General features: G+C 67.3%; 24 protein-coding genes. 6 read left to right on the forward strand and 18 right to left on the reverse strand.

Going from position 1 to position 25,336, the window contains the following annotated elements:
• Window positions 1-62: 62 nt before the first annotated feature.
• A complete protein-coding gene (locus QXK92_RS10225; RefSeq protein WP_065047913.1) occupies window positions 63-800 on the reverse strand; it encodes an acyltransferase in 738 nt (245 codons plus the stop codon).
• Window positions 801-883: 83 nt separating this feature from the next.
• Between QXK92_RS10225 and QXK92_RS10230 the strand changes: the two genes are divergently transcribed.
• Window positions 884-2,149, forward strand: coding sequence for a PQQ-binding-like beta-propeller repeat protein (locus QXK92_RS10230; RefSeq protein ID WP_306241531.1), 1,266 nt, complete (start codon window positions 884-886; stop codon window positions 2,147-2,149).
• 67 nt (window positions 2,150-2,216) lie between these two features.
• On the opposite strand, the gene QXK92_RS10235 is transcribed toward QXK92_RS10230, so the two are convergent.
• From QXK92_RS10235 to QXK92_RS10260, 6 genes are all read right to left on the reverse strand, one after another.
• Window positions 2,217-2,900 (reverse strand): esterase, encoded by a 684-nt coding sequence (locus QXK92_RS10235; protein ID WP_306241532.1) that lies wholly within the window; start codon window positions 2,898-2,900, stop codon window positions 2,217-2,219.
• An 81-nt stretch (window positions 2,901-2,981) separates the two neighbouring features.
• Entirely contained in the window at window positions 2,982-4,208 is a 1,227-nt protein-coding gene (locus tag QXK92_RS10240) for a class I SAM-dependent methyltransferase (protein ID WP_306244322.1), read from the reverse strand.
• A complete protein-coding gene (locus QXK92_RS10245; protein WP_306241533.1) occupies window positions 4,166-5,149 on the reverse strand; it encodes a class I SAM-dependent methyltransferase in 984 nt (327 codons plus the stop codon). Before QXK92_RS10245 ends, QXK92_RS10240 begins: the two co-directional genes overlap by 43 nt.
• 10 nt (window positions 5,150-5,159) lie before the next feature.
• The gene (locus QXK92_RS10250; RefSeq protein ID WP_306244323.1) at window positions 5,160-5,927 is read right to left on the reverse strand and encodes an enoyl-CoA hydratase; all 768 of its coding nucleotides are present in this window, start codon (window positions 5,925-5,927) and stop codon (window positions 5,160-5,162) included.
• Entirely contained in the window at window positions 5,924-6,742 is an 819-nt protein-coding gene (locus QXK92_RS10255) for an NUDIX hydrolase (RefSeq protein ID WP_306241534.1), read from the reverse strand. Before QXK92_RS10255 ends, QXK92_RS10250 begins: the two co-directional genes overlap by 4 nt.
• Window positions 6,739-7,581, reverse strand: coding sequence for an ABC transporter ATP-binding protein (locus tag QXK92_RS10260; RefSeq protein ID WP_306241535.1), 843 nt, complete (start codon window positions 7,579-7,581; stop codon window positions 6,739-6,741). The genes QXK92_RS10255 and QXK92_RS10260 overlap by 4 nt, the downstream gene beginning before the upstream one ends.
• Window positions 7,582-7,988: 407 nt before the next feature.
• Here QXK92_RS10260 and QXK92_RS10265 point away from each other — a divergent pair, with 407 nt between their 5' ends.
• The gene (locus QXK92_RS10265; RefSeq protein ID WP_371934547.1) at window positions 7,989-9,251 is read left to right on the forward strand and encodes an IS30 family transposase; all 1,263 of its coding nucleotides are present in this window, start codon (window positions 7,989-7,991) and stop codon (window positions 9,249-9,251) included.
• A gap of 68 nt (window positions 9,252-9,319) precedes the next feature.
• Here QXK92_RS10265 and QXK92_RS10270 read toward each other — a convergent pair whose 3' ends face one another.
• The 9 genes from QXK92_RS10270 to ctaD all read right to left on the reverse strand — a co-directional run bounded on the left by QXK92_RS10270 (window position 9,320) and on the right by ctaD (window position 19,789).
• The gene (locus QXK92_RS10270; protein ID WP_306241536.1) at window positions 9,320-10,777 is read right to left on the reverse strand and encodes an NADH-quinone oxidoreductase subunit C; all 1,458 of its coding nucleotides are present in this window, start codon (window positions 10,775-10,777) and stop codon (window positions 9,320-9,322) included.
• Complete coding sequence (locus QXK92_RS10275) at window positions 10,777-12,246, reverse strand: proton-conducting transporter membrane subunit (RefSeq protein WP_306241537.1); 1,470 nt, start codon at window positions 12,244-12,246, stop codon at window positions 10,777-10,779. Before QXK92_RS10275 ends, QXK92_RS10270 begins: the two co-directional genes overlap by 1 nt.
• Entirely contained in the window at window positions 12,246-12,905 is a 660-nt protein-coding gene (locus QXK92_RS10280) for a hypothetical protein (protein WP_306241538.1), read from the reverse strand. Before QXK92_RS10280 ends, QXK92_RS10275 begins: the two co-directional genes overlap by 1 nt.
• Before the next feature lie 4 nt (window positions 12,906-12,909).
• The gene (locus QXK92_RS10285; protein ID WP_306244326.1) at window positions 12,910-13,860 is read right to left on the reverse strand and encodes a respiratory chain complex I subunit 1 family protein; all 951 of its coding nucleotides are present in this window, start codon (window positions 13,858-13,860) and stop codon (window positions 12,910-12,912) included.
• 5 nt (window positions 13,861-13,865) lie between these two features.
• The gene (locus tag QXK92_RS10290; protein WP_306244328.1) at window positions 13,866-15,800 is read right to left on the reverse strand and encodes a proton-conducting transporter membrane subunit; all 1,935 of its coding nucleotides are present in this window, start codon (window positions 15,798-15,800) and stop codon (window positions 13,866-13,868) included.
• A gap of 32 nt (window positions 15,801-15,832) precedes the next feature.
• Window positions 15,833-16,312 carry an NADH-quinone oxidoreductase subunit B family protein gene (locus QXK92_RS10295; RefSeq protein ID WP_306241539.1) on the reverse strand — a complete coding sequence of 160 codons (480 nt, stop codon included), beginning with the start codon at window positions 16,310-16,312 and terminating at the stop codon, window positions 15,833-15,835.
• Window positions 16,309-16,653, reverse strand: coding sequence for a helix-turn-helix transcriptional regulator (locus tag QXK92_RS10300; protein ID WP_306241540.1), 345 nt, complete (start codon window positions 16,651-16,653; stop codon window positions 16,309-16,311). Before QXK92_RS10300 ends, QXK92_RS10295 begins: the two co-directional genes overlap by 4 nt.
• 133 nt (window positions 16,654-16,786) lie before the next feature.
• Window positions 16,787-18,028, reverse strand: coding sequence for a phosphoserine phosphatase SerB (gene serB / locus QXK92_RS10305; RefSeq protein ID WP_306241541.1), 1,242 nt, complete (start codon window positions 18,026-18,028; stop codon window positions 16,787-16,789).
• Window positions 18,029-18,043: 15 nt separating this feature from the next.
• A complete protein-coding gene (ctaD, locus tag QXK92_RS10310) occupies window positions 18,044-19,789 on the reverse strand; it encodes a cytochrome c oxidase subunit I (RefSeq protein ID WP_306241542.1) in 1,746 nt (581 codons plus the stop codon).
• A 192-nt stretch (window positions 19,790-19,981) separates the two neighbouring features.
• On the opposite strand from ctaD, the gene QXK92_RS10315 reads away from it, so the two are divergent.
• A complete protein-coding gene (locus tag QXK92_RS10315) occupies window positions 19,982-21,049 on the forward strand; it encodes an iron-siderophore ABC transporter substrate-binding protein (protein ID WP_306244329.1) in 1,068 nt (355 codons plus the stop codon).
• Between the two features lie 91 nt (window positions 21,050-21,140).
• Window positions 21,141-22,181: an NAD(P)-dependent alcohol dehydrogenase gene (locus QXK92_RS10320; protein WP_306241543.1), complete on the forward strand. Its 1,041-nt coding sequence runs from the start codon at window positions 21,141-21,143 to the stop codon at window positions 22,179-22,181.
• A 10-nt stretch (window positions 22,182-22,191) separates the two neighbouring features.
• On the opposite strand, the gene QXK92_RS10325 is transcribed toward QXK92_RS10320, so the two are convergent.
• Entirely contained in the window at window positions 22,192-22,608 is a 417-nt protein-coding gene (locus QXK92_RS10325; protein WP_306241544.1) for a DUF3349 domain-containing protein, read from the reverse strand.
• Window positions 22,609-22,773: 165 nt separating this feature from the next.
• On the opposite strand from QXK92_RS10325, the gene QXK92_RS10330 reads away from it, so the two are divergent.
• Window positions 22,774-23,340, forward strand: a complete 567-nt coding sequence (locus QXK92_RS10330; RefSeq protein WP_306241545.1) for a restriction endonuclease — start codon at window positions 22,774-22,776, stop codon at window positions 23,338-23,340.
• Between the two features lie 137 nt (window positions 23,341-23,477).
• Complete coding sequence (locus QXK92_RS10335; RefSeq protein ID WP_306241546.1) at window positions 23,478-24,137, forward strand: PE family protein; 660 nt, start codon at window positions 23,478-23,480, stop codon at window positions 24,135-24,137.
• Between the two features lie 34 nt (window positions 24,138-24,171).
• Here QXK92_RS10335 and nrdF read toward each other — a convergent pair whose 3' ends face one another.
• The gene (nrdF, locus tag QXK92_RS10340) at window positions 24,172-25,146 is read right to left on the reverse strand and encodes a class 1b ribonucleoside-diphosphate reductase subunit beta (RefSeq protein ID WP_306241547.1); all 975 of its coding nucleotides are present in this window, start codon (window positions 25,144-25,146) and stop codon (window positions 24,172-24,174) included.
• Window positions 25,147-25,336 lie beyond the last annotated feature (190 nt).

The following is a 25,336-nucleotide window of genomic DNA, read 5'->3' on the forward strand; positions in this document are numbered from 1 at the left end:
AGTTGGCGCGGCGGGTCGTGTGCGTGCGGTCAGTGTCGCGCAGTCCGCAGGCCAAGCGGTTTCTACTGAGCGGCCTTCTTGCGTTCGATATCGGCAAGTGCCGCAGCCAGTTCGGCGCGTTGGGCGGCTGAGGTTTCCCACGACAGCTTGCGGTTCTTGACCACCTTGGCCGGCGCGCCGACCGCGATCGAATAATCCGGGATGACGCCGCGGACCACCGCGTGCGACCCCAGGACGCACCCTCGGCCGACGGCCGTGCCACGCAGCACCGATACCTTGACCCCGATCCAGGTGTCGGGGCCGATTCGCACCGGCGACTTGATGATGCCCTGGTCCTTGATCGGCAGCGTGATGTCGTCCATCCGGTGGTCGAAGTCGCACAGGTAGCACCAGTCGGCCATCAGCGCGGAGTCGCCGAGCTCGATGTCGAGGTAGCAGTTGATGACGTTGTCGCGGCCCAGCACCACCTTGTCACCGAACCGCAGCGAACCCTCGTGCGCCCGGATCGTGTTCTTGTCCCCGATGTGCACCCAGCGCCCGATCTCCAGCTGCGCCAATTCGGGTGTGCAGTGGATCTCGACGCCCTTGCCGAGGAACACCATGCCGCGGGTGATGATGTGTGGATTCTGCAGCTTGAACTTCAGCAGCCGCCAATATCGCACCAGGTACCACGGGGTGTATGCCTTGTTGCGCAGTACCCACCTCAGCGAGGCGAGCGTCAGGAATTTCGCCTGGCGCGGATCCCTGAGCCGCCCTCCCCGCCACCTGCGATGCAGCGGAGCACCCCACATGCTCGTCATGTGCCGAAGCCTACCGACGACGGAGCCGCCCGGACCGGCGGGCTGCGGAGTTGGGCGATCGGCCGCCCGCGATACCCTCACGTGTGCTCGCGCGACGTCTCCTGACGCCTGTCCTGGTGGCCATCCTCACCCTCGGGCTCGGCGGTTGCGGTAACACGGACTCCTGGGTGGACGCCGCACCCGCGCTGGGCTGGCCGGCGCAGTACGGTGACGCCGCCAACAGCAGCTACAGCCCCACGACGGGCGCCGGCAAGCTCGTCCTGCGGTGGACTCGCTCGGCCAAGGGAAGCGTGGCGGCCGGCCCCGCCCTCGGAGCACGCGGCTTCCTGGCGCTCAACGCACAGACCCCGGGTGGCTGCTCCTTCATGGAATGGGAGATCGGCAACGGCCGGCAGCGCTGGTGCACCCGCCTGGTGCAGGGCGGCGGCTTCGGTGGCCCGCTGTTCGACGGCTTCGACAACCTCTACGTCGGGCAACCCGGAGCCATCATCTCGTTCCCGCCGACCCAGTGGACGCGCTGGCGGCAGCCGGTGATCGGGATGCCGACCACCCCGCGGTTCCTGGGCGACGGCCATTTGCTGGTCAGCACTCACCTGGGACAGCTACTGGTTTTCGACACCCACCGCGGTGCCGTCGTCGGGACCGCGCTGGATCTGGTGGAGGGCGTCGACCCGGCCGATGCGACACGCGGACTGGCCGACTGCGCGCCGTCCCGCGCGGGCTGCCCGGTGGCGGCTGCGCCCGCATTCTCGCCGGCGAGCGGGACGGTGGTCGTCAGCGTCTGGCAGCCGGGGGCACCGGCAGCTGGACTGATCGGGCTGAAGTACCGCGGCGGGCAGCTGTCCCGCGAGTGGACTAGCGACGCCGTCAGCGCTGGCGTGCTGGGCAGTCCGGTGCTGTCCGCCGACGGCACCACCGTCTACGTCAACGGCCGCGACCAACGGTTGTGGGCGCTGCAAGCCGCCGACGGCAAGGTCAAATGGTCTGCGCAGCTGGGCTTTACGGCGCAGACGCCACCGTCGGTCACGCCGCAGGGTCTGATCCTTTCCGGCGGTGGCCCCGATGCCCGGCTGGCCGCCTTCCACGACAAAGGCGATCATGCCGACTCGGCCTGGCGACGCGACGACGTCACCCCGCTGTCGACCGCGTCGGTGGCCGGCGGCAGTGTCGGCTACACGGTGTCGGCCGGGATGAACCTGCTGGTCTTCGACCCGGGCGATGGCCACACCGTCAACATGTATGCGCTGCCGGGAGCCACCGGATCCCCGGTCGGAGTGTCGGTGGGCAAGGACCGGCAGGTGGTGGTCACCACCAGCGACGGCCAGGTGTACTCCTTCGAGCCCGCCTGACCGTTGGCTCGGCGTTGAGGGCGCGCGCTACTCGCACTTCGTCGCCACCGGCGCAGAATGAACGGCACTAAATCGCCAGCGGCGGGATCGAGCTGCGAGGCACCTGCACCTGGGTGGCGCCGGCGAAGGACGGCAGCAACTCGCCCTGGGCGAAGTAGAAGATCAGCGCGTCGTCGGTGATTGCGAAGTTCTGGTAGTTGGTCGGGTCGTGACCGGCACCCGGCGAAATCGTCACACCCAGTCCGGTCTGGTGTTCCAGTTCCCGTTGCACGATTGGGAAGATCGCGTCCAGCGCGTTGGTATTGGGCGCAAACAGCGTGTCGAACGTGATGGGTTGCTTGCTCCCCAGGTTGTAGTTGAACGCCTTGAACCAGTTGGACGGCCGGGCCCCGCCGAGATCCTGGAAGAACTTCAGCACCACGCTGCGGGTGCGGGGCGGCTGTCCGGAGCTGTGTTGCTCGTTGGTGGCGTCCATCTGATAGGGCTGGTCACGCCGGCCGCCCGAACTCTGCGCGACGTTGACGAACCCGTCGCGGTTCTGCGTGATGTAGTCGGTCAGCGCCTGCTGGTCGGGATAGTCCACGGGAAAGGTCATGTCCAGTGTGTAGGTGGCGCTGGATTGGTGGATATGGCACATCTGGGCAGCCTCCAACGAGCCGCCCAGTGCGGCACACGACGGCGGGGCGGCACTCGCCGGCCAGCCAACCACGGCGGCGGCGGCCAGCGCTGCGGCCGCTATCAGATAACGCATCTCTGTCCTTGTACCGAGTCCTTGCACACCAAAGTGGCGTAAGTACGCCCTAAGGGGTAATCGCCGTCAGCGTACCCGGCGTTACCGAGACGGCTGGCAAACGTAGGCCACCGCGTGACTGGCACTCTTCGGGCCGCTGCGCCCGATCCTGGCGATGACCACCGAGAGTGCTCTGCCGCCGTGCAACCGCAGTCGGCGACGCAACTGGTCAGGGTCCACCTGTACCCCGCGTACCAGGATTTCGGCCGCCCCGCAGTCCAGCGCCGACAGGGCCTGCCGCAACCGCCGCTCGTCGAAGGCCAGCTGCTCGAGAACTTCGAAGCCACGGACTCCGGGCGGCAGCCGATCACCGGACAGGTAGGCGATCTCGGGGTCGAGCTGCCACAACCCGTGCCGGGCGCCGTAGTGACGCACCAGGCCGGCCCGGACGACGGCGCCATCAGGGTCGATGATCCATCGGCCCGCCGTCCGCACCTCGCAGTCGTCCGGATCGGCGGAGGTGAGGTGTTCGCCGAGGTCGAGGATGCTCGCGCGTCGCCGCACACCCGGCTGGGCGAGGTCGCCCGACCACAGGCAGGCCTCGCGGACCGAGCCGCGGTAGGACGTCACCTCGATCTCCCCGTCGAAGCCGAATCGGCCGACTTCGTCGAAATCGATCCCCGGAGCACACTTCACCGCGCTGTCCCGGCCGCGGTAGACGGTCAGCAACGGTCCCAGGGCGGGCTGGTAATCGGCCGGATTGAAACGGCGGCGGCCGCTGCCACGCCGGGCCGGGTCGACGATGACGGCCGCGCCGCGGGTGACCGGGTGCAACGCATCGGCGCGGCACAGAGCTGTCGTCGCTCCGAGGTTGTGGCGCGCCATCGCCAGCCGGACGGGGTCGATGTCACTGCCGATGACCCGCTGCGCCACGCCGGAAAGCGCGGCAAGCTCGGTGCCGATCGAGCATGTCGCGTCGTGCACCACCCGCCCGGCCAGCCGGGCCGCCCGGTGCAGCGCTACCGGTGCGGCGGTGGCCTGCTGCAGCGCTTCGTCGGTGAACAGCCAGCCCGAGACGTCACCCAAACCGGCCAGCTTCTCGGCCGCCTTGCGGCGCAGCAACGTCGTCTCCACCAGCGCCGGAGCACGCTCACCGAACCGGCGGCGCACCGCGTCGATGTCGGCAATCCGGGTGGCGTCACTGAACTCGAGGCCGGTGACAATCGCCAAAGCCTCGCGGCCGGCTTCCGAGCGCAGGTATCTGACGTCGCCGGTATCGAACGGGCTCAGGAGGGTTTGACCCCGGTGACCATCACGTTGTAGAACCAGCCCTTCGGGGCGATGTGCCGCCAAACGTTGGCGTCCACCCAGCTCAGCGCCTTCCAGCCGTTGAAGGCGAACTTCGCCCAGCCCCAGCCCAGCTTCCCCGGCGGTACCGTCGACTCGAACGTGCGGACCGGCCAGCCGAGCATGGCGGCGGTGAACTCCTCGCTGGCGGTCTTGACCTGCACCGCGCCCGCGTTGGTGGCCATCCGCTCCAGGTCCTTGGGGTCGAAGGTGTGCAGGTCGACGATCCACTCCAGCGCCGCGGCCCGCGAGTTCTCGTCGATCTCCTCCTGCGGGCGGCGCCAGCTGCCCAGCCCGGGCAGCTTGACTGCCCGGATGGTGACGTTCCAGGTGAGGTCCGCCAGCGCCCGGGCGTAGCCGTTGCCGACGGTGGTCGGCTCACCGGCGAAGACAAACCGGCCGCCGGGCTTGAGCACGCGCAACACCTCGCGCAGCGACAGCTCCACGTCGGGAATGTGGTGCAGCACGGCGTGCCCCACCACCAGGTCGAAAGTGTTGTCGTCGTACGGGATGCCTTCGGCGTCGGCGACCCGGCCGTCGATGTCCAGGCCCAGCGACTGCCCGTTGCGGGTGGCGACCTTGACCATGCCGGGCGACAGGTCGGTGACCGACCCGCGCCGCGCCACCCCGGCCTGGATCAGGTTCAGCAGAAAGAATCCGGTGCCGCAGCCGAGTTCCAGCGCGCGGTCGTAGGGCAGCTCGCGGGTCACCTCTTCGGGAACGATGGCGTCGAAGCGGCCCCGGGCGTAGTCGATGCAGCGCTGGTCGTAGGAGATGGACCACTTGTCGTCGTAGCTCTCGGCTTCCCAGTCGTGGTAGAGCACCTGGGCGAGCTTGCTGTCGTGCCGGGCCGCCTCCACCTGTTCGGCGGTGGCGTGCGGGTTGGGTGCCGAGTCGGCGGGAATCTCAGAACTCCTCGTCATGCAGGGCAGCCTAACCGCCGTCGCTGCCGCCTCTCGCGTCAGCGTCCTGACCAGCGGCGAACACCTCGACGTAGCGACGGTCGTCGGCGGCGTGGCGTTCGCGGTCTCCAGGGGTCTCGTAGACCGCGTTGATTCCCGCTTTGGCGGCGGCCAGTGCGGGTCGCGGACCGTCCAGGAACCGCCTGGCCCACGTCGCCGCGGCGTCGTAGACGTGGTCGGGAGCCACCATGTCGTCGATCAGACCCAGCGCCAGCGCCTCTTCGGCATCGAAGAACCGGCCGCTGTACACCAGCTCTTTGGCCCGGCTCGGTCCGACCGCGCGGGTCAGGCGGGCCATTCCGCCGCCACCGGGGACCAGTCCGGCCAGGATCTCGGTGGCGCCGAATTTGACGTTGTCACCGCTGACCCGCCAATCGGCGGCCAGCGCCAGCGTCAGCCCCGCGCCCAGGGCGTATCCGGTGATGGCGGCTACAGTGGGCTTCGGGATGGACGCGACCGCGTCGACGGCCTCGCGCCGCACCCGGGCCGCGGTGCCGGCCTCGGCCGGGCTGAGCGTCCGCAGTTCGGGCATGTCGTCGCCGGCGGAGAAGATCTCGTGACCGCCGAACAGGATCACGGCGGCGACGTCATCGCGCCGGCCCAGCTCCTCGGCCGCGGCGGCGATCTCCCGATAGACCTGCCGGGTCATCGCGTTGGTGGGTGGCCGCGACAGCAACAGCATGCCCAGCCCGGCGTCTTGCGAGCCGTCGCTGACCACGACGCTCACGAACTCGTTCAAAGCGGCCACTTCATCGATCCGCCGGCTTCGCGCGCCCGGTGGTAGCGGTCGGAGTCGAAAAACTCGAAGACCCAGTTGTCGCCCCGCTTTTCCAGCAGCGGCTGGATGGGCACGATCTGGCGTTCGACGGCCAGTACCTCGGCGACGGTGCGGCCGGCCAGCGAATCCAGCTGTGTCCAGGTCGGCGGCAGCAGCACATTGCGCCCGGCTTCGAAGTCGGCGATCGCCTCTTGCGGCAACGCCCAGCCGGACAGATCGGACTCGGTGTTCTCGCCGTCGGCGCGCTGTCCTTCGGGAAGGGCCGCCACGAAGAAGTAGGTGTCGTAGCGGCGGGTGCGCTCGGCTTCCGGGGTGACCCAGTTCGCCCACGGCCGCAGCAGGTCCGAGCGCAGCACCAGTTGCTCGCGGCGCAGGAAGTCGGCGAAGGACAGCGTGCGGTCGGCCAGCGCGTGCCGGGACTCGCGGTAGACGGAGGCGTCGCCCACGATACTGTCCGGGTCGTCGGCCGGTCCGGCGAACAGCACACCGGATTCCTCGAATGTCTCCCGTGCCGCGGAGCAGACCAGGGCGATGGCCAGGTCGGTTTCGATGCCGAACCGCTGCGCCCACCACTCGGGAGGCGGACCGGCCCATGCGATATTGGCGTTGCGGTCGCGGTCGTCGACGCCGCCGCCCGGGAACACGATCACCCCCGGGGCGAACTCCATCGCCGAGTGGCGACGCATCAGGAAAATGTTCAGGCCGCCGGGCGCGTCGCGCACCAGCATCACGGTTGCGGCCGGTCGCGCCGGCAGCGGAACGTGCGGTTCGTTCATGGTCGCCTCCGATGAGCTGCGCGGGTGCGAACGCGGCGGGCGAAATAACGTCCGTCGACCACATCGAGCGCGATCCGCTGCCCGAACGCGGTGGAGAGATTCTCCGCGGTCAGCACATCGGGCAACAGCCCGGACGCGACGGCCTCGCCCTCCGACAGCAGCAGGCAGTGACTGAACCCAGGTGGCACTTCCTCGACGTGGTGAGTGACCAGCACCAGGGCCGGCGCGTCGGGGTCGGCGGCCAGATCGGCCAGCCGGGCCACCAGTTCTTCGCGGCCACCCAGATCCAGGCCGGCGGCGGGTTCGTCAAGCAGTAGCAGCTCGGGGTCGGTCATCAACGCGCGGGCGATCAGCACCCGCTTACGTTCGCCTTCGGACAGCGTCCCGTAGGTGCGATCGGCGAGGTGCTCGGCGCCCAGGCTCTCCAGCATGTCGACCGCGCGCCGATAGTCGACGTCTTCGTATTGTTCACGCCAGCGGCCCAGCACCGAGTAGCCGGCCGACACCACGAGGTCGCGCACCACTTCGTCGGACGGGATCCGCTGCGCGAGCGACGAGGAGCTCAGGCCGATCCGTGACCGCAACTCGCTCACGTCCACCCGGCCGAGCCGCTCCCCCAGCACGAACGCGAGGCCACTGGTCGGATGCTCCGAGGCGGCGGCGATGCGCAGCAGCGAGGTCTTTCCGGCGCCGTTCGGGCCGATGATCACCCAGCGTTCGTCGAGTTCGACGGCCCAGTCCAGCGGGCCCACCAGAGTTCGCCCGCCACGGCGCAGCGACACATTTCTGAAGTCGATCAGCAGGTCGGGATCGGCTTCGAGAGAGCCGGGTTCGGGCACCCGCCCATCGTGCCGTACCGCGTCGCGGCTGTGGTTGCCGGGTCGCGTTACCCCGCGAGCAGACACAAAATCACCGTGGAGCATGGCGGGTTCACGCGGTCGTCGCAACACTCTCGATTTGAGAGGTTGCGGCGACCGTGTCGTTTTCCAAGGACTGTGTTCGGCTTGGTGATTTGTTAGCAAAGTTGGTGGATGCCGGTGTGCCCGTGAAGGAGGCCGCCGCCCAGTTGGGTGTCTCGCGGGGTCATGGGTATGCGATTTTGGCGGCCTTGGGCCGGCCCGTGGGTTCCCCGCGCCCGGATGTTAGTGGTGTGGATATCAGCCGGGTCGTGGCGGTCTTCGAGGCTACGGGTTCAGTCAATGCGGCGGCGAAGGCGGTCGGTGTGTCGCACAGTACTGCCCGGCGGATGCTGGTGGAGCTTGGCTTGGTCAGCCAGCAGCGGCGGCCGTTCGGTAAGCCGGTGGCCCGGGCCCGGTTCTTTGAGTTGCTTGAGCAGGGCTGGTCGGTCAGCCGGGCGGCGCGCGAGGTCGGGGTCCACGTAGGCACGGCCCGGAATTGGCGCGACGGTATCGTGCGGGTCGCCGACACGCGGGTGCGCCGAGACGGCACGGTCATCCAGTACCGCGCCGCCGGGCGCTACACACAGGTGGTGAACACCGACAAAGTGGCCGTGGCGGCGATCAGTGAGCGCTACCTGTCGTTATCGGATCGGTTGGCCATCGCCGACGGGTTGGTCAACGGATGGACCTTGACCGCGATCGGCGCCCGGATCGGCAAGCACAAGTCAACGGTCTCGCGTGAGGTCGCCGCGCGCAGTGTGCAGGGGGTGTATCTGCCCTATCACGCTGATCGGGCCGCCCACGCCGCTCGGAGCCGGCCTAAAGCAGCCAAACTGGTGATCAACCAGAAGCTGCGCCAGGCGGTGGAGCAGGGGCTGTCCCAACGGTGGTCTCCCGAAGAGATCTCTTACCGCCTGGTCAAGGACTTCCCCGACGATGAAAGCATGCGGGTGAGCACGGAAACGATCTACCAGGCCCTGTACTTTCAAGCCCGAGGTGGCCTCAAACGTGAACTCACACAGGCACTTCGCAGTGGACGCACAATACGCAAACCCCGTCGCCGCCCTGATCAGCGCACCCAACGGTTTATCGATCCGATGATCATGATCAGTGATCGCCCCGCCGAAATCGCCGACCGCGCGGTACCTGGGCACTGGGAAGGCGACTTGATCATGGGACAAGCCAACAAGACCGCGATCGCCGCCCTGGTCGAACGCGCCACCCGTTACACACTTCTGGTGCCTCTACCCAACGGCCACCACGCCGAAGCCGTCCGTGATGGCCTGATCGCCACGATCGCATCGCTGCCAGCTCATCTGCGCGGCTCACTGACCTGGGATCAGGGATCGGAAATGGCAGGACATAAACAGTTCTCCATGGCCACCGACATGGCCGTCTACTTCTGCGATCCCGCCAGCCCCTGGCAGCGCGGCACCAACGAGAACACCAACGGCCTTTTGCGCCAATACTTCCCCAAGGGAACCGACCTAAGTGTCTATGGCCCCGAAGACCTCGAACACGTCGCCCAGCAACTCAACGGACGCCCACGCAAAACACTCGACTGGGATACCCCAGCCGAGCGCCTGCGTGATCTACTACTGGCCAACTAACCAGCAGTGTTGCAACGACTCCTAGAAACCGCCCATTCGCTCCAACGGGATTTTGTGTCTGCTCGCGGTCAGAGGTCGTTGCCGGCGTAGGAGAGGTTGAAGCTCTTGTTGGCCAACGGGAAGTCCGGAACGATCGTGTCGCCCATCGCGACCGGCAATGCGGGCCAGTTAAACCAGGACGGGTCGACCACCTTGCACCGGGTGACCACCCCGGCGTCGACCTCGACGCGGTGGACCACCGTGCCCCGCCACCCTTCCACGATGCCCACCCCCGAGGTTCCGGCCGCCGGTAGCGGCGTCTGGAAGTCGAGGGGGCCGCGGTGCCCCTCGATCAGCGTGCAGATCAGCCCGACCGACGCCGCGAACTCGTCGCGCCGGATTGTGTAGCGGGCCAGCACGTCACCCTCGTCTCGACCGACCGGGACCAACGGCAGCGCGGTGGTCGGATGATCCAGGCGGGCATCGGTGCCGATGCCACTGGCGCGGGCCACATAGCCGAGGCAGCCCAGCGCCTGAGCGTCCTCGCGGTGCAGCACCGCGGTGTCGGCGAACCGGTCGTAGATCACCGGATTGCCCAGGGTCAGCTCGCTGATCTCCGCAACCTCCCGAGCCAGCGTGTGTAACTCCGCGGTATCCGGAAGTTGCTGCAGCACAACACCTCCCGGACGGATCGCGCCGCGCAGCAAGCGATGGCCGGTGACCCGGGCGTTGATCCGCAACAGGCATTCGCGGACGCGCTGGGCGTGCGCGTTGGCAAGGGCGAAACCGACGTCGTTGGCCAGCGCGCCCAAGTCGGTGGCGTGGTTGAACAGCCGTTCCAGCTCGACCAGCAGCGCCCGCAATTCGTGCACCGGCTCGGGAATATCGATTCCCAGCGCATCCTCCACCGCCAGGCTGTAGGCGAGCGCATGGGCGGCCGAGGTGTCGCCGCTGATCCGCTCGGCCGGCGCGATGCCGTCGGCGGCGGTACGTCCCTCGAAGAGCTTCTCAATTCCCCTGTGCACGAACCACAGTCGTGTCTTCAGGCGCAGCACCGATTCGCCGATGACCGAGAACCGGAAGTGCCCCGGCTCGATCAGGCCGGCGTGCACCGGTCCAACCGGGATTTCGTAGACTCCGGCACCGTCGACGGTGACGAACGGAAATCCGCCTACCGTCGCGAATTCGGGCGGGTTTCCGGCCTGTCGGCGCATCGGATGCCAGTCCTGCGGCCAGTGCGCGTGGCTGACCAACCGCCGCGGCTGCGGATGCCCCACCGGTTCCACCCCGTACAGGTCCATCATCTCCCGCTCGAAGCGGCCCGCGGAGATCGACAGATGCCCCAGGGACGGCACCGACGGACCGGCCGCGTCGGTGGTCACCGTGAGCTCGGTTCTGCGGTCCGGGCCGCCGGCCAGCAGCAGGTACACAATGCGTATCGCATCGCCGTCATCGTGAGCGGCCACCAGCGCCAACCGAAAACCGTTCTCCAGCAGGTCCCCTACCGCACCGGGAAGCTCGTCGGCGCTGACCTCACGCCGCTGCATCACCCGGCTCCGAACTGGCCGGCGGCCGCGTTGAACAACCCGGTGAGCGGTCCCGCCGTGACCCCCAGCACCAATGAGGCCACCACACCGCTCACCAGGGCACCCGCTACGGCGGCCGGCACCACGATCGGTGGCGCGTGGTCACCCGGGGGTCCGAGCAGGATCCGGCGGGAGTTGCTGACCAGCGCCGCGAACGCCACCACCATGAGCAGCAGCGCGGCGCCGAGCACCCAGGACATCCGGGCATCCGCCAGCGACCGCGCGATCGAGATTTCGCTCGCGAACATGGCGAATGGCGGCAGTCCGAGCAGGACGACCACTCCGACGGCGAACGACACACCTACCAACCGCGAGCGCGACAACACGGCGCTGATATCGGCGATCGCCGTCGAGCCGTGCGCGGCCTGCAATTGCCCACCGGCCAGGAACAGCACCGTTTTGCCGACGCCGTGCGCCAGCACGTGCAGCAGCAGCGCCGCGATCGCGAGCTTGGTGCCCGCGGCCGCCGCCACCGCGATCAACCCCATGTTCTCCATCGAGGAGTAGGCCAGCATCCGCTTGAGATCACTTGCGACAGTGAGCAACAGCGCGGCGATCAACACCGTGGCCAGTCCCACCGTCAACAAGCCGGCACGCAGGAAGCCCGGCCCCACTGCGGCGTCGACGATCGGCCGCAGCCGCAACAGCACCGAAAAGGCCACCGAGAGCAGCACTCCGCTCATCAGCGCCGACACCGGGGCCGGCGCCTGGCTGTGCGCATCGGCCAGCCAGCCGTGGAACGGAACCAGTCCGACTTTCGCGCCGTATCCGATCAGCAGCAGTCCGCCGGCCAACCGGGTGACCGCCGGGTCCAGATGTGCGGCGCGGGCACCCAGCACGTCGAGGTTGAGGGCGCTGGCCCCGTCGGCCCCCGCGTGCCGCGCGACGAAGTAGAGCAGCACCGTCCCCAGAAAAGCAACGGCGATGCCGACCGAACAGATCACCACGTACTTCCAGGTGGCCTCCAGCGCGGTGACGTTGCGACGGTGCCCCACCAGGAACGCCGTGATCACCGTGGTGGCTTCCACAGCCACCCAGACGACGCCGATGTTGTTGGCGGACACCGCGACTGCCATGGCCGCCAGGAATGCGGGGGTCAGCGCCCCGTACACCCGCGCGTCACGTGGGTCGGTGTGACCGTGCGCCAGCTCGGCGTCGATGTAACCGATGCTGGCCCAGGTCGCCAGGATGCCGACGACGCCGATGACGACCAGCATGGTCAGCGAGAGCGCGTCGGTGCGCAACAGTCCGCCCAGGGCCACGTGCGGCAGCGCCCCGGTCTGAAGACCCAGCGCCACAGCACAACCCAGCACGACCAGTGCGGACAGCGTGGTGAGCACCGCGGTTCCGCGGCGCCATCCGGCGACCGCCGCGACGGCGGCGGCAAGGGCGGGCGCCAGGATTGGCGCCAGAATCAGCTCCGTCGTCATCAATCCCGCAATCTCTGGAGGCGGTCCAGGTCGGCGCCACCGAGCATGCGCCGGAGCCGGCCGGTCAGCACACCGAGCACGATCAGCGCGAACAGCACATCCAGCGAGGCACCGAGTTCGACGATCAGCGGAACGCCGGCCGTCAGCAGGAATGCGGTGGCCGCAATGCCGTTGTCCAGCATCAGGAAACCCGCGGCCTGGGAAATGGCGTGCCGCCGGGTGACCATCACGAACATCGCGATCAGCACCACCGCCATCCCGGCCGGCACGGCACTGACGGCGGGGCCCGGATCGAGGTCGACCACCGGACGGGTGACGGCCAGCGCGACCACGGTGAGCGCCGCGGCGATCAACAGGGACGCGATGCTGTTCACCAAGGGTGTCGCTTCGCGCTGTTGGCGCTCCTCGGCGCCCAGCGCACGCGCGAGCAGCGCAGGCAACACCACCCCACGCAACACGAAGAGGGCCGCGCCGACGCCGACCAGCTCCCAATCCCCGCTGTGCACACCGAGAATCAGCGGAATCGCCGCCAGCGCGATGCCCTGCAGCGCCAGCAACCGCACGATGGAACGCAGGTCACGCCGCCACACGATCAGCACCGCGGTCAGCACCAGTCCGCCCGGGGCCAGGTCGAGCACGCCCGCATACGACTCGGTCATCGCATCACCCCTGCACCGCGAAGAAGTTCGCGGAACTCACCGCCAGCAGAGCCATCAGAAAAGAGCCGGCCAGCAACTCAGGCACCCGGAACAGCCGCAACTTGGCGATGAACACCTCGGCGCCGGCCAGGACGACGGCAGCAACGGCGACCTTGATCGCGATGGCCGCGATACCGATGACCACGCCGGGCAGGGTCGGCTGATCGCCGGCAATACCCCAGGGCAGAAACAGGTTCGCCAGCAACGCCAGCAACACCGTCAGGCGCATGGCGCCGGCCCATTCGACGAGTGCGAGCCTGGGTCCGGCGTACTCGAGCACCATCGCCTCGTGCACCATGGTCAATTCCAGGTGCGTGGCCGGATTGTCCACCGGCAACCGTCCGGTCTCGGCGATGACCACGACGACTAGGGCGACGAAAGCCAGGATGCCCGCCAGCGACACCACCTCGCCCGGACTGGCGAGCGTGAAGCCGACGATGGCGCCGAGGTTCGCCGAGCGGGCGGGAATGGACAACGCGAAGACAGCCAGCAGAATCGTCGGCTCCACCAGTGCGGCGATCGTGATCTCCCGGCTGGCGCCCATACCCCCGAAGGACGTCCCGGTGTCGATGCCCGCGAGTGTCAGCGCGACCGTGCCCAGGAAGAGCAGCCCGACGACACCTAACAGGTCGGCGACCGGGTCCAGCGGGGAGCCGGTGGCCACGATCGGCACTATTGCGGCGATCAGCAGCGTGGTGGCCGCCAGTACCACCGGCGCGGCGGCGAATACCAGCGTGGTGCCCGACGGAGTGACCTGCTGCTTGCGCAACTGCTTGCGAATGTCACGCCAAGGCTGCAAAATGCCTGCGCCGCAACGCCCCTCCGAGCGGGCCCGGACCTGGCGCATCAACCCCAGCACCAATGGTGCGCCCGCGACGACACCAACGATCTGCACCGCGCCGGCCACCGCCGACATGACGTTCACCGCGCCACCACCAGAACGATCAGCACGCCGAGGAAGCCGTACGCCAGATACAGATGCACACTTCCGTTGTGGGCGCGGCGGACGGCCCGGGCGCCCGCGGCGATGGCGTGTATCACCGGCGCGTAGACCCGGTCCTCGACGGCGTCGGTGACGTTGATCCGGTACGCGATTCGCGCGACGTGGTAGCGGGTCTCCTCCAGATGTGTCACCTCGATACCGGTGTCGGGACGCAGCACGTCGTCGAAAACGCGTTGCAGCGGTTGCGCGAAAGAGGTTGCGGTGTACTGCATTCGCGGCGTCAGACCGTCAGCGCCGCAGGCCCACAGCGGCGACGTCACCGGCTCGGGGCGATGCCGCGCTCCCCAGCGGGACAGGGCCACCACGACCAGCAGCGCCCCGGCCAGGGCCGCGGTCAGCAGGATGGGCGACACAGAGCCGTCGATCCCGGGCAGCCGCAACACGAGACCGAGTCCGCTCAGGTCGGCGTTGCGGGCAGCCGGCAGGCTGCGCAGCACCGACTGCAGCGGCGCGGTCACGACGAACGGCAGTACCGCGACGACGGCGCATCCGACCCCCGCCCCGGCCATGCCGATGAGCATGCTGACCGGCGCCTCGCACGCCTGCTCGGCCCGCTGCGAGCGGGCGCGCGCCAAAAAGCCGGTACCGAATGCCTTGACCATCGCCGCCACCCCCAGCCCCGTCGTCAACGCCACAGCGCCGACGCCGACCGGTGTCACCAATCCGAGCAGCGAATTGTGTTCGGGGCGGGCATGAATCAGCGACTGCACCAGAAGCCATTCGCCGACGAATCCGGCGCCCAGCGGCAACCCCGACGCCCCGAGCGCGGCCACGCCGAAAAGGGTCGTGGTCACCGGCATCCGCCGTGCCAACCCGCCCATCCGGTCGAGGTCACGTTCACCGGTGGCCACCAGTACCGATCCGGCGGCCATGAAGCCGAGGCTTTTGAATGCGGCGTGCGCGATCAGGTGCAGTAGCGCCGCTGTCATCGCTATCACCGCGGCCGCACCTGCGCCGCAGGCGGCCAACAGGGTGGCCGCCCCCAACGCCAGCACGACCAGTCCCATGTTCTCGATCGTCGAATACCCCAGCAGCCGTTTGAGATCGGCGGCCACCGAGGCCTGCAGCACGCCGTACATGGCCGAGACGGCGCCGACGGCCAACAGGACGGCTCCCCACCATCGGGGCCCCGGTCCGAGCAACTGCAAGTCGACCTTGACGATTCCGTAGACACCGAGGTTGACCATGGCGGCGCTCATCAACGCCGACACCGGACTCGGCGCTTCGGGGTGAGCGCGGGGCAACCAGGCGTGCAGCGGCAGCAGGCCCGCCTTGGAGCCGAACCCCAGCAGCGTCAGCAGGAAAACCGCGTTACGCGACGTCTCCGGGATACCGGTCATGTCGGCGAACCGGTCGGTGCAGGCTGCCGCGGCCGCCACCATCAGGCCGAGCAGGATCGCCGCGAAACCGATCTGCGTCATCACCGCGTAATAGACTGTGGCGGAACGTACTTCGGTACGATGGTGATCGGAGGCCAGCAGGATCAGCGAGGCCAGTGCCATCAGTTCCCAGGCCAGCAGGAAGGTGCTCACGGTGGCGGCGGCGGGCACCAGCAGCATCGCCGTGACGAACGCCGGCAACGTCAGCTGCGCGACCGCACCATGCCGCTCGCGGCGCAGGTAGCCGATGCTGTACACACCGACGACGACGGCCACCGCTCCGGTGAGCGCCATGAAGAACCCACCGAGCCGATCGGCGGCGAATTCCACGCCACTGAGCGGCAGCAGCCACGGCACGCGTACCTGAGCCTGCCAACCGGATACCGCGGCCAATCCCAGCGCCGCACCGACGACACCGATCACCGCCGTCGCAACGCCGCTCACCGATGCGCCAATTCCGTTCCGGTGCAACATATCCGGCGCGTCTTCGGGCGCCAGGGTCGCCGTCACCTGCCCGTCACCGATCGCAGGGCTGCCACGACCTGATCGGGAGTCGGCGGGCAGCCGGGGATCTCGACGTCCACCGGAATCACTTCACCGACCGCACCGACCACCCCATAGGCGTCCGCGAACACGCCCCGGTTGAGCGCGCAATCCCCGCACGCGATCACCACCCGCGGCAGGGGCGTGGCGGCCAGGGTATTGCGCAGCGGCTGTGCCATGTTGCGGGTCACCACGCCGGTGACCAGCAGCGCGTCCGCATGCCGGGGCGATGCCACCAGCCGGGCACCGAACCGCTCGGCGTCATATACCGGCCCGAACGCCCCCGAGATCTCCACCTCGCAGCCGTTGCAGGAGCCGGCGTCGACGTGGCGCACCTGCACCGACCCGGCGACCCCGGTCGGTGGTACGACGGCCGCGACGGGCTTGGGCGCCGCGCTTTCGGCGACCCGGCCCAGCCGCTGTATCCGGCCGATCCAGCTCATCGCTGTGCCGTGGGGACGTCGGCGCGCAGGTCCTCGAGCATCGCGACCTGCCCGGTCAGCATGCCGGTGAGCACCCGGCGGGCCACGGCCATCAGCTCGGCGATCAGCGGCGAGGTGATCGAGTAGATCACCGTGTTGCCGTCCTTGCGCGCCGTCACCACCCCGGCGCGGCGCAGCACGGCGAGCTGCTGGGACAGATTGGAGGACTCCAGGCCCACTTCAGGCAGGAGTTCGGCCACTGTGTGGTCCCGTTCCGACAGCAGTTCCAGGATGCGCACCCGCGCCGGGTGGCCCAGCGTCTTGAAGAACTCCGCCTTCAGCTTGTACAGCGGCTCGGACACCGACCCTCACTAAGAATTCATCAATTTAACAGTTGAAGAATTTATCAGATGTTGGGCACCTCAGTGGCGCGAGCAGACGCAAAATCACCTTGGAACGTACGCTCCAAGGTGATTTTGCGTCTGCTCGCCAGAGTTATTCGGCAGGGATTTCGACCCGGCGCACCACGCCGTCCACCGCATCGGCGGCTTCGATCTCGCCGCGCGTCACCCCCAGCAGGAACAACACCGTGTCCAGATACGGGTGACTCAACGAGGCATCGGCCACCTCGCGCAACGCGGGCTTGGCGTTGAACGCGATCCCCATGCCGGCCGCGGCGAGCATGTCAATGTCATTGGCGCCGTCCCCGACCGCGACCGTCTGCTCCATCGGCACGCCATACTGCTCGGCAAACGCGCGCAGCGCGGTGGCTTTGCCGGCCCGGTCGACAATGGTCCCCACCACGCGACCGGTCAGGGTGCCGTCGACAATCTCCAGTTCGTTGGCGGCGACGAAGTCGAGCTTGAGTTCCTCGGCCAGCGGCTCGATGATGCGCCGGAAGCCGCCGGAGACGACACCGCAGCGAAAACCCAAGCGCTGCAACGTACGCAGCGTCGTTCGGGCGCCCGGCATCAGCTCCAATTGCTCGGCGACATCGTCGATCACCGAGGCGGGCAGCCCGGCCAGGGTGGCGACTCGCTGCTCCAGCGACTCCGCGAAATCCAGTTCACCGCGCATCGCGGCCTCGGTGATCGCCGCAACCTTCCCTTCGGCGCCCGCGCGTGCCGCCAGCATCTCGATGACCTCACCCTGCACCAGCGTCGAATCGACGTCGAACACGATGAGCCGTTTGGTGCGCCATTCCAGGCCGTAATCCTCGAGCGCGACGTCCACCTGCTCGTCCGCGGCCACCTTGGTCAGCGCGCTCTGCAGCGGACCGTAGGCGCCGGGCGGCACTGAGACCCGCAGCTCCAGACCGGTGACCGGGTAGTCGGAGACGCCGCGGATGAAGTCGATGTTGACGCCCAGCTCGGCGACTTCCCGGGCGACCGCACCGAACGCGCCCGCGGTGACCGGGCGGCCCAGCACGAAGATGGTGTGGGTCGACGGCTCCCGGATGATCTCGACGTCGTCGCTGCGCTCGATCGTGACGTCCAGGCCCACCTCGCGGATGGCGCCTTCGACGTCAGCACGCAAGGCATCGAGCTCGCCGTTTGCGGCATCCAAGGGGCACGACACCAGTACGCCGAGCGTCAGCCGGCCACGGATCACCACCTGTTCGACGTTGAGCAGCTCGACCTTGTGCCGCGCGAGGACGCCGAACAGCGCAGACGTCACACCGGGCTGGTCAACGCCGGTGACCGTGATCAGTACCGAGACCCTGGGTGGCTTACTCACCCGCGCCGGCCGTCATCAGGTGCGAACGCTGACGTCGTCCGCTCTGGTGACATCACCGTCGGCCGGACCGTGACTGCGCCCGACATGGGCTTCGGCACGCAACCGCTCGACCATGTGCGGGTAGTGCAGTTCGAACGCCGGACGCTCCGAACGGATCCGGGGCAGCTCGGTGAAGTTGTGCCGCGGCGGCGGGCAACTGGTCGCCCATTCCAGCGAGTTGCCGTAACCCCACGGGTCGTCGACGGTCACCACCTCGCCGTAGCGCCAGCTCTTGAAGATGTTCCAGACGAACGGCAGGACCGAGACACCCAGAATGTAGGCACCGACGGTGGAGATCATGTTCAGGGTGGTGAAGTTGTCGGTCGGCAGGTAGTCCGCGTAGCGGCGCGGCATACCCTGGTCACCGACCCAGTGCTGCACCAGGAACGTGGTGTGGAAGCCGATAAACGTCAACCAGAAGTGCACCTTGCCGAGCCGCTCGTCGAGCAGGCGGCCCGTCATCTTCGGGAACCAGAAGTAGATGCCCGCGTAGGTCGAGAACACGATGGTCCCGAACAGCACGTAGTGGAAGTGCGCGATGACGAAGTAGCTGTCGGTGACGTGGAAGTCCAGCGGCGGGCTGGCCAGCAGGACACCGCTGAGGCCACCGAGCAGGAACGTCACGGCGAAACCGACCGAGAACAGCATCGGCGTCTCGAAGGTCAACTGTCCCTTCCACATGGTGCCCACCCAGTTGAAGAACTTGATGCCGGTGGGGACCGCGATCAGGAAGGTCATGAAGGAGAAGAAGGGCAGCAGCACCGCGCCGGTCGCGAACATGTGGTGTGCCCACACCGCAACCGACAGCGCGGCGATCGACAGCGTCGCGTACACCAGGGTGGTGTAGCCGAAGATCGGCTTCCGGGAGAACACCGGGAAGATCTCGGAGACGACACCGAAGAACGGCAGCGCCAGGATGTAGACCTCCGGGTGGCCGAAGAACCAGAACAGGTGCTGGAACAGCAGCACGCCGCCGTTGGCGGGGTCGTAGATGTGAGCGCCCAGGTGCCGGTCGGCGGCCATGCCGAACAGGGCGGCCGTCAGCAGCGGGAAGGCGATCAGCACCAGCACCGACGTCACCAGGATGTTCCAGGTGAAGATCGGCATCCGGAACATCGTCATGCCCGGTGCACGCATGCACACGACGGTGGTGATCATGTTCACGGCGCCCAGGATGGTACCCAGACCACCGACGATGATGCCCATGATCCACAGGTCGGCACCCGCGCCCGGGGTGTGGACGGCGTCGCTGAGCGGGGTGTAGAAGGTCCAGCCGAAGTCGGCGGCGCCACCCGGGGTGATGAAGCCGGCGGCCACGATGAGACCACCGAACAGGAAGAGCCAGAACGAGAAGGCGTTCAACCGGGGGAAAGCCACGTCCGGCGCCCCGATCTGCAGCGGCAGCACCAAGTTGGCGAAGCCGAACACGATCGGCGTCGCGTAGAACAGCAGCATGATGCCGCCGTGCATGGTGAACAGCTGGTTGTACTGCTCGTTCGACAGGAACTGAAGGCCGGGTACGGCCAATTCGGTTCTCATCAGCAGGGCCAGCAGCCCACCGATGAAGAAGAACATGAAGCAGACGACGCAGTACATGATGCCGATCAGCTTGTGATCGGTCGTCGTGATCATCTTGTAGATCAGATTGCCCTTGGGTCCGGTGCGAGCCGGGTAGGGACGGACTGCCTCGAGTTCTCCCCGTGGGGGCGCTTCGGCTGTCAACAGATCCTCCAAACATCCATCCGGACAGGGGCGCACATCAAGTGCTGACACGAATCTTAGCCCGCGTTCAGCCTGCCGGTAGTCCTGGTCCTACAAACTGTCGTAATTGCGTCGGCGGGCACGCGCCGACCGGCCGGACGGCCGGGTCTGAGCAGGCCGGATGTTAACGTCGGACACGTGCAAACCGGCGGCCTGCGAATCAGTCTGGGCGCCGTAGCGGCGGTCGCGCTGGTCCTGACATCGGCCTGCGGTTCGGACAAGCCGACGTCAGCGTCGTCGATGGTCACGCCGACCACCCAGATCGCGGGCGCCGGTGTGCTGGGCAACGACCGCAAACCCGACGAGTCATGTGCGCGGGACGCGGCCGCGCCGGACCCTGCTCCCCCACCCCCGGCGCGCAACGCGGCGGGGGTCGTTCCGGGCGAGACTCAGGTGCCCGCCGATCCCCAGCGCATCGTCGTGCTCTCCGGAGACCAACTGGACTCGCTGTGCGCGCTGGGCCTGCAGTCCCGGATTGTCGCCGCGGCGTTGCCGGACGGTTCGTCGAGTCAACCGTCGTACCTGGGCAAGGTGATTCACGATGCGCCGGGCGCCGGTTCGCGCAACGCACCGGACCTCAAGGCAATCGCGGCGGCCCACCCGGACCTGATCCTGGGCTCGGTGGCGCTGACGCCGACGCTGTATCCCCAACTGGCGGCGATCGCACCGACCGTGTTCACCGCGGCCCCGGGTGCGGCCTGGGAAGACAACCTGCGTGGCGTCGGTGCGGCGACCGCCCGCGGCGCCGCCGCCGAGGCGGTGATCACCGGATTCCGGCAGCGCGCCACCGATGTCGGCGCCAAGCACGACGCGCCCCATTTCCAGGTGTCGGTGGTGCAACTGACCGCCAGCACGCTGCGCGTCTACGGGGCCGACAACTTCCCCGCCAGCGTGCTGAAGGCGGTCGGGGTGGATCGGCCCGCGGCGCAGCGGTTCACCGACAAGCCCTACCTCGAGTTCGGTGCCACCGACGCCGACCTGGCCAGGAACCCGGACTTTTCCGCCGCCGACGCCGACATCATCTATGTGTCGTGCGCCTCCCCGGCCGCGGCCGAACGCGCGGCGACCGTCCTGGACAGCGGCCCGTGGCGCCGGCTCGGCGCCAACCGCGACAACCGGATCTTCATCGTCAACGACGAGATCTGGCAGACCGGTGAGGGAATCATCGCCGCCCGCGGCATCGTTAATGATCTGCGTTGGATCAACGCGCCCATCAACTGAGAGTGATGAGCGCAACGCCGCCGCAATTGGCGTGCAAACCGTTAACTTAGCTAACCTATATGAGAGCGTAACTAGATCCCAGAGGATGATGATGAGCACCGTTTCCGCATATGCCGCCACGTCGGCCACCGAACCGCTGACCAAGACCACGATCGAACGACGCGAACCCGGCCCGCACGATGTGGCCATCGACATCAAATTCGCCGGAATCTGCCACTCCGACATCCACACCGTCAAAGCCGAATGGGGCGTACCGAACTATCCGGTGGTTCCCGGCCACGAGATCGCCGGCGTCGTCGCCGCCGTCGGGTCCGAGGTGACCAAGCACAAGGTCGGCGACCATGTCGGCGTCGGCTGCATGGTCAACTCCTGCGGCCAGTGCAGCAGCTGTCAAGCCGGTCTCGAGCAGTACTGCAAGAAGGGTGCCACCTTCACCTACAACTCGACCGACAAAGACGGCACCCCGACGCAGGGCGGCTACAGCCAGGCAGTGGTGGTGGACGAGAACTTCGTCGTCCGCATCCCCGAGTCTCTGCCGCTGGACGCGGCCGCCCCGCTGCTGTGCGCGGGCATCACGCTGTTCTCACCGCTGCGGCACTGGAAAGCCGGCCAGGACACCCGGCTGGCCATCATCGGTCTGGGCGGACTGGGCCACATGGGCGTCAAGCTGGGCGCGGCGATGGGCTGCGAGGTGAGCGTGCTGTCGCAGTCGCTGAAGAAGATGGAAGACGGATTGCGTTTGGGCGCAAGCAATTACTACGCCACCTCCGACCCGGACACTTTCAAGAAACTGCGGGGCAGCTTCGACCTGATCCTCAATACGGTCTCGGCGAACCTGAATCTGGGCCAGTACCTGAATCTGCTTGACGTCGACGGCACCATCGTCGAGCTCGGCATCCCCGAGCACCCCATGGAGGTCCCGGCGTTCGGTCTCGCGCTGGCGCGGCGCAGCCTGTCCGGGTCGAACATCGGCGGTATCGCCGAGACCCAGGAGATGCTCGACTTCTGCGCCGAACACCACGTGACGCCCGAAATCGAGGTCATCGCAGCCGATTACGTCAACGAAGCCTACGAGCGCGTGCTGGCCAGCGACGTGCGGTACCGCTTCGTCATCGACATCTCGACGTTATAGGACAGGCCGGTCAGCCCTGAGCGGTAGCCCGGATCCGGGCCGCCACCTCTTCGGCCGCTTCGCCGTCCTCATCACCGGGGATCACCTCGCTGACATCGATACCGGCCAGCGGCCAACCGGCGGCGGCCAGGGTGGCGGCGACGCGCCGGACGTTCTCCGGACCGGGGTCGCGGTGCGTCAATTCTGCGATCTGTTCCGCGATCTCGTTTCCGTCGATGACACCGTCGGCGACCGCGGGCGAGCCTTTCGCGCTGAGGTTGTCCACGACTTCCCTGAGCTGATCCGCGGTCAGCGGTGTGCTGCGCAGCAGTGCGAAGAGCGGGACGCGATCGGGCCCGGGCACGCCTTCGGGATAACCCGCCTGCAGCCAGCGGATCACCGACCGAAAGAAGTTGGGGTGGGCGCAATCGGAATTGTCTTTCGTCACCCGCACAGTGTCGCGAAAGCGAGGTCGGCGACGCCACTTGCGAAGGCGTGCTGGGCAGACAATTCATGCTTCGTTCACGGCGCGCACACGTGCGCGCGCCAGACCGCTTGTCGTCGCCCTTCCCTATCATCGGTTCGTGCAGACGGCTCCCCCGACGACCCGCGCATGACAGCAGCCTTGCTCGCCATCCCACTGATTGTCGCGGCAGTCGCCGGAATCACCAGGCACAGCCTGGCGGCTGCCGTCCTGGCGTTCTACCTTGCTCTGCTGTGCGTGGTGCTGGCCGGTTGGCTGGCCAACCGGAAGTGGCCGCGCCGCGCGGCACGCGTCAGGAGTCTGCGGGACATCGACGCGATGGACGGTGCCGAGTTCGAAAGCTACGTCGCCACCCGCCTTGGCCGGGCGGGATGGCAGGTCACGTTCACCCCGCCCGTCGGTGACTACGGCGTGGACCTGGTCGCCGAAAAGGACGGCCGGTATGTCGCGGTGCAATGCAAGCGGTACGCCAAACCGGTGGGCGTCGCGGCCGTCCAGGAAGTGGTGGCAGGCGCACGACACCACGGCTGCACCCGCAGCATCGTCGTCAGCAACCAGGAATTCACCTCAGCCGCAAAGCAGTTGGCGCGCACTCACGGCTGCCAGTTGATCGGCCGGAAGGTTCTGCAGAGCTGGGTGCCGCAGCCTGTCGGTCGGCTCGCCGCCCAACCCGGCGAGTCCCCGGCGCAGTCGTAGCGCAGTTCCGCCGTCATGCCCGCGCAATGAGGTAGTCGGGTACTTAAGCCGGGCCAGTCTTACCTTGCGAGGCTGGATTCATGCGCAACCGACTGCGCGTCGATTTGCCATTGCGGCGATGAACCAAAGGGGCGGAGATGACATATGTGATCGCAGCGCCGGAGCCGATAGCTGCGGCTACAACGGATTTAGGCGCCATTGCTGCAACGCTCGAGGCCGCCCACCTGACGGCGGCGGCCTCGACCCAAGCGTTGCTGCCGGCGGCCGCCGACGAGGTCTCGGCGGGCATCGCGCACCTGTTCTCCGGTTATGCCGAGGACTATCAGAAGCTGGCCACCAGGGCGGCGACATTTCACCAGCAGTTCGTGGAGCACTTGACCGCCAGTGCGGGCTCGTATGCCATGGCCGAGTCCGCCAACGTCGCCTCGTTGCTGCACCCCGCGATTGCCGCCACGAACTCAGTCGCCGCGGCGGCCACGGACCCGTCGGCCATTTCCTACTACGTGGGTGAGGCAGTGCGTCGCATCGGTTTTATTGCCAGTTCTATCCCGGCTCTGGCGGGGCAACTAGGTCAGCTCTACCTCACCAACCCCGACTACTTCTATAGCGCGCTACCGTTGTTCCTGGTAGGTGGACCGCTGGCTGCCGGTCTCTATGTCTCCGGCCCCCTATTACGCCTGTGGGTTGACTTGATCAGTCCGCTTTACGATACGTATCCAACTCTGTACCAAGCACTTCTGGCGCCCTTCTTCCCACTGCTGCTCGTCCATCTCATTACGTTTGGCGCCTTCTTGTAGACGAGGAAGAAGCGGTCACTGCCGGAAACCGACTCTAGAAGTCCCAGTCCTCGTCTTCGGTGACCACGGCCTTGCCGATCACGTAGCTCGACCCCGACCCGGAGAAGAAGTCGTGGTTCTCGTCGGCGTTCGGTGACAACGCCGACAGGATCGCCGGGTTCACGTCGGTCTCGTCGCGCGGGAACAGTGCTTCGTAGCCGAGGTTCATCAGCGCCTTGTTGGCGTTGTAGCGCAGGAACTTCTTGACGTCCTCGGTAAGCCCGACCTCGTCGTAGAGGTCCTGGGTGTACTCCACCTCGTTGTCGTACAGCTCGAACAGCAGCTCGTAGGTGTAGTCCTTGAGCTCGGCGCGCTTGGCCTCGTCGACCAGCGCCAGGCCGCGCTGGTACTTGTAGCCGATGTAGTAGCCGTGCACGGCCTCGTCGCGGATGATCAGCCGGATCATGTCGGCGGTGTTGGTCAGCTTGGCCCGGCTCGACCAGTACATCGGGAGGTAGAACCCGGAGTAGAACAGGAAGCTCTCCAGCAGCGTCGAGGCCACCTTGCGCTTGAGCGGTTCGTCGCCGCGGTAGTACTGCAGCACGATCTCGGCCTTGCGCTGCAGATTGGGGTTCTCCTCAGACCAGCGGAACGCGTCGTCGATCTCGGCGGTCGAGCACAGCGTGGAGAAAATCTGGCTGTAGCTTTTGGCGTGCACCGACTCCATGAACGCGATGTTGGTGTACACCGCCTCTTCGTGCGGAGTCAGCGCGTCGGGGATCAGGCTGACCGCGCCGACGGTGCCCTGGATGGTGTCCAGCATGGTCAGGCCGGTGAACACGCGCATCGTCAGCTGCTTCTCGCTGGGCTTCAACGTGCCCCAGGACGGGATGTCGTTGGACACCGGCACCTTCTCGGGCAGCCAGAAGTTCCCGGTCAACCGGTCCCAGACCTCTGCGTCTTTGTCGTCTTGCAGACGGTTCCAGTTGATCGCCGAAACGCGGTCGATCAGCTTTGCATTTCCACTCACCGAAACCCCACTTCACCAGGCCGATTTGGCTGCCGGCAGCGCCGGACGTGCTTAGGCCACAAACACTACCCCTGGTGTCCGACAAGCTGCCGCAACACAACAACTTGTGTTTTGCGCGTGTCGCTGCCAGCCACTTCTCACATGCCGAAATGCGTTCGCGCCCTGGCGGCAACGGCCTGCGGCGCCCCGC

The sequence above is a fragment of the Mycobacterium sp. TY815 genome, from assembly GCF_030755135.1.
Taxonomy (GTDB): Bacteria; Actinomycetota; Actinomycetes; order Mycobacteriales; family Mycobacteriaceae; genus Mycobacterium.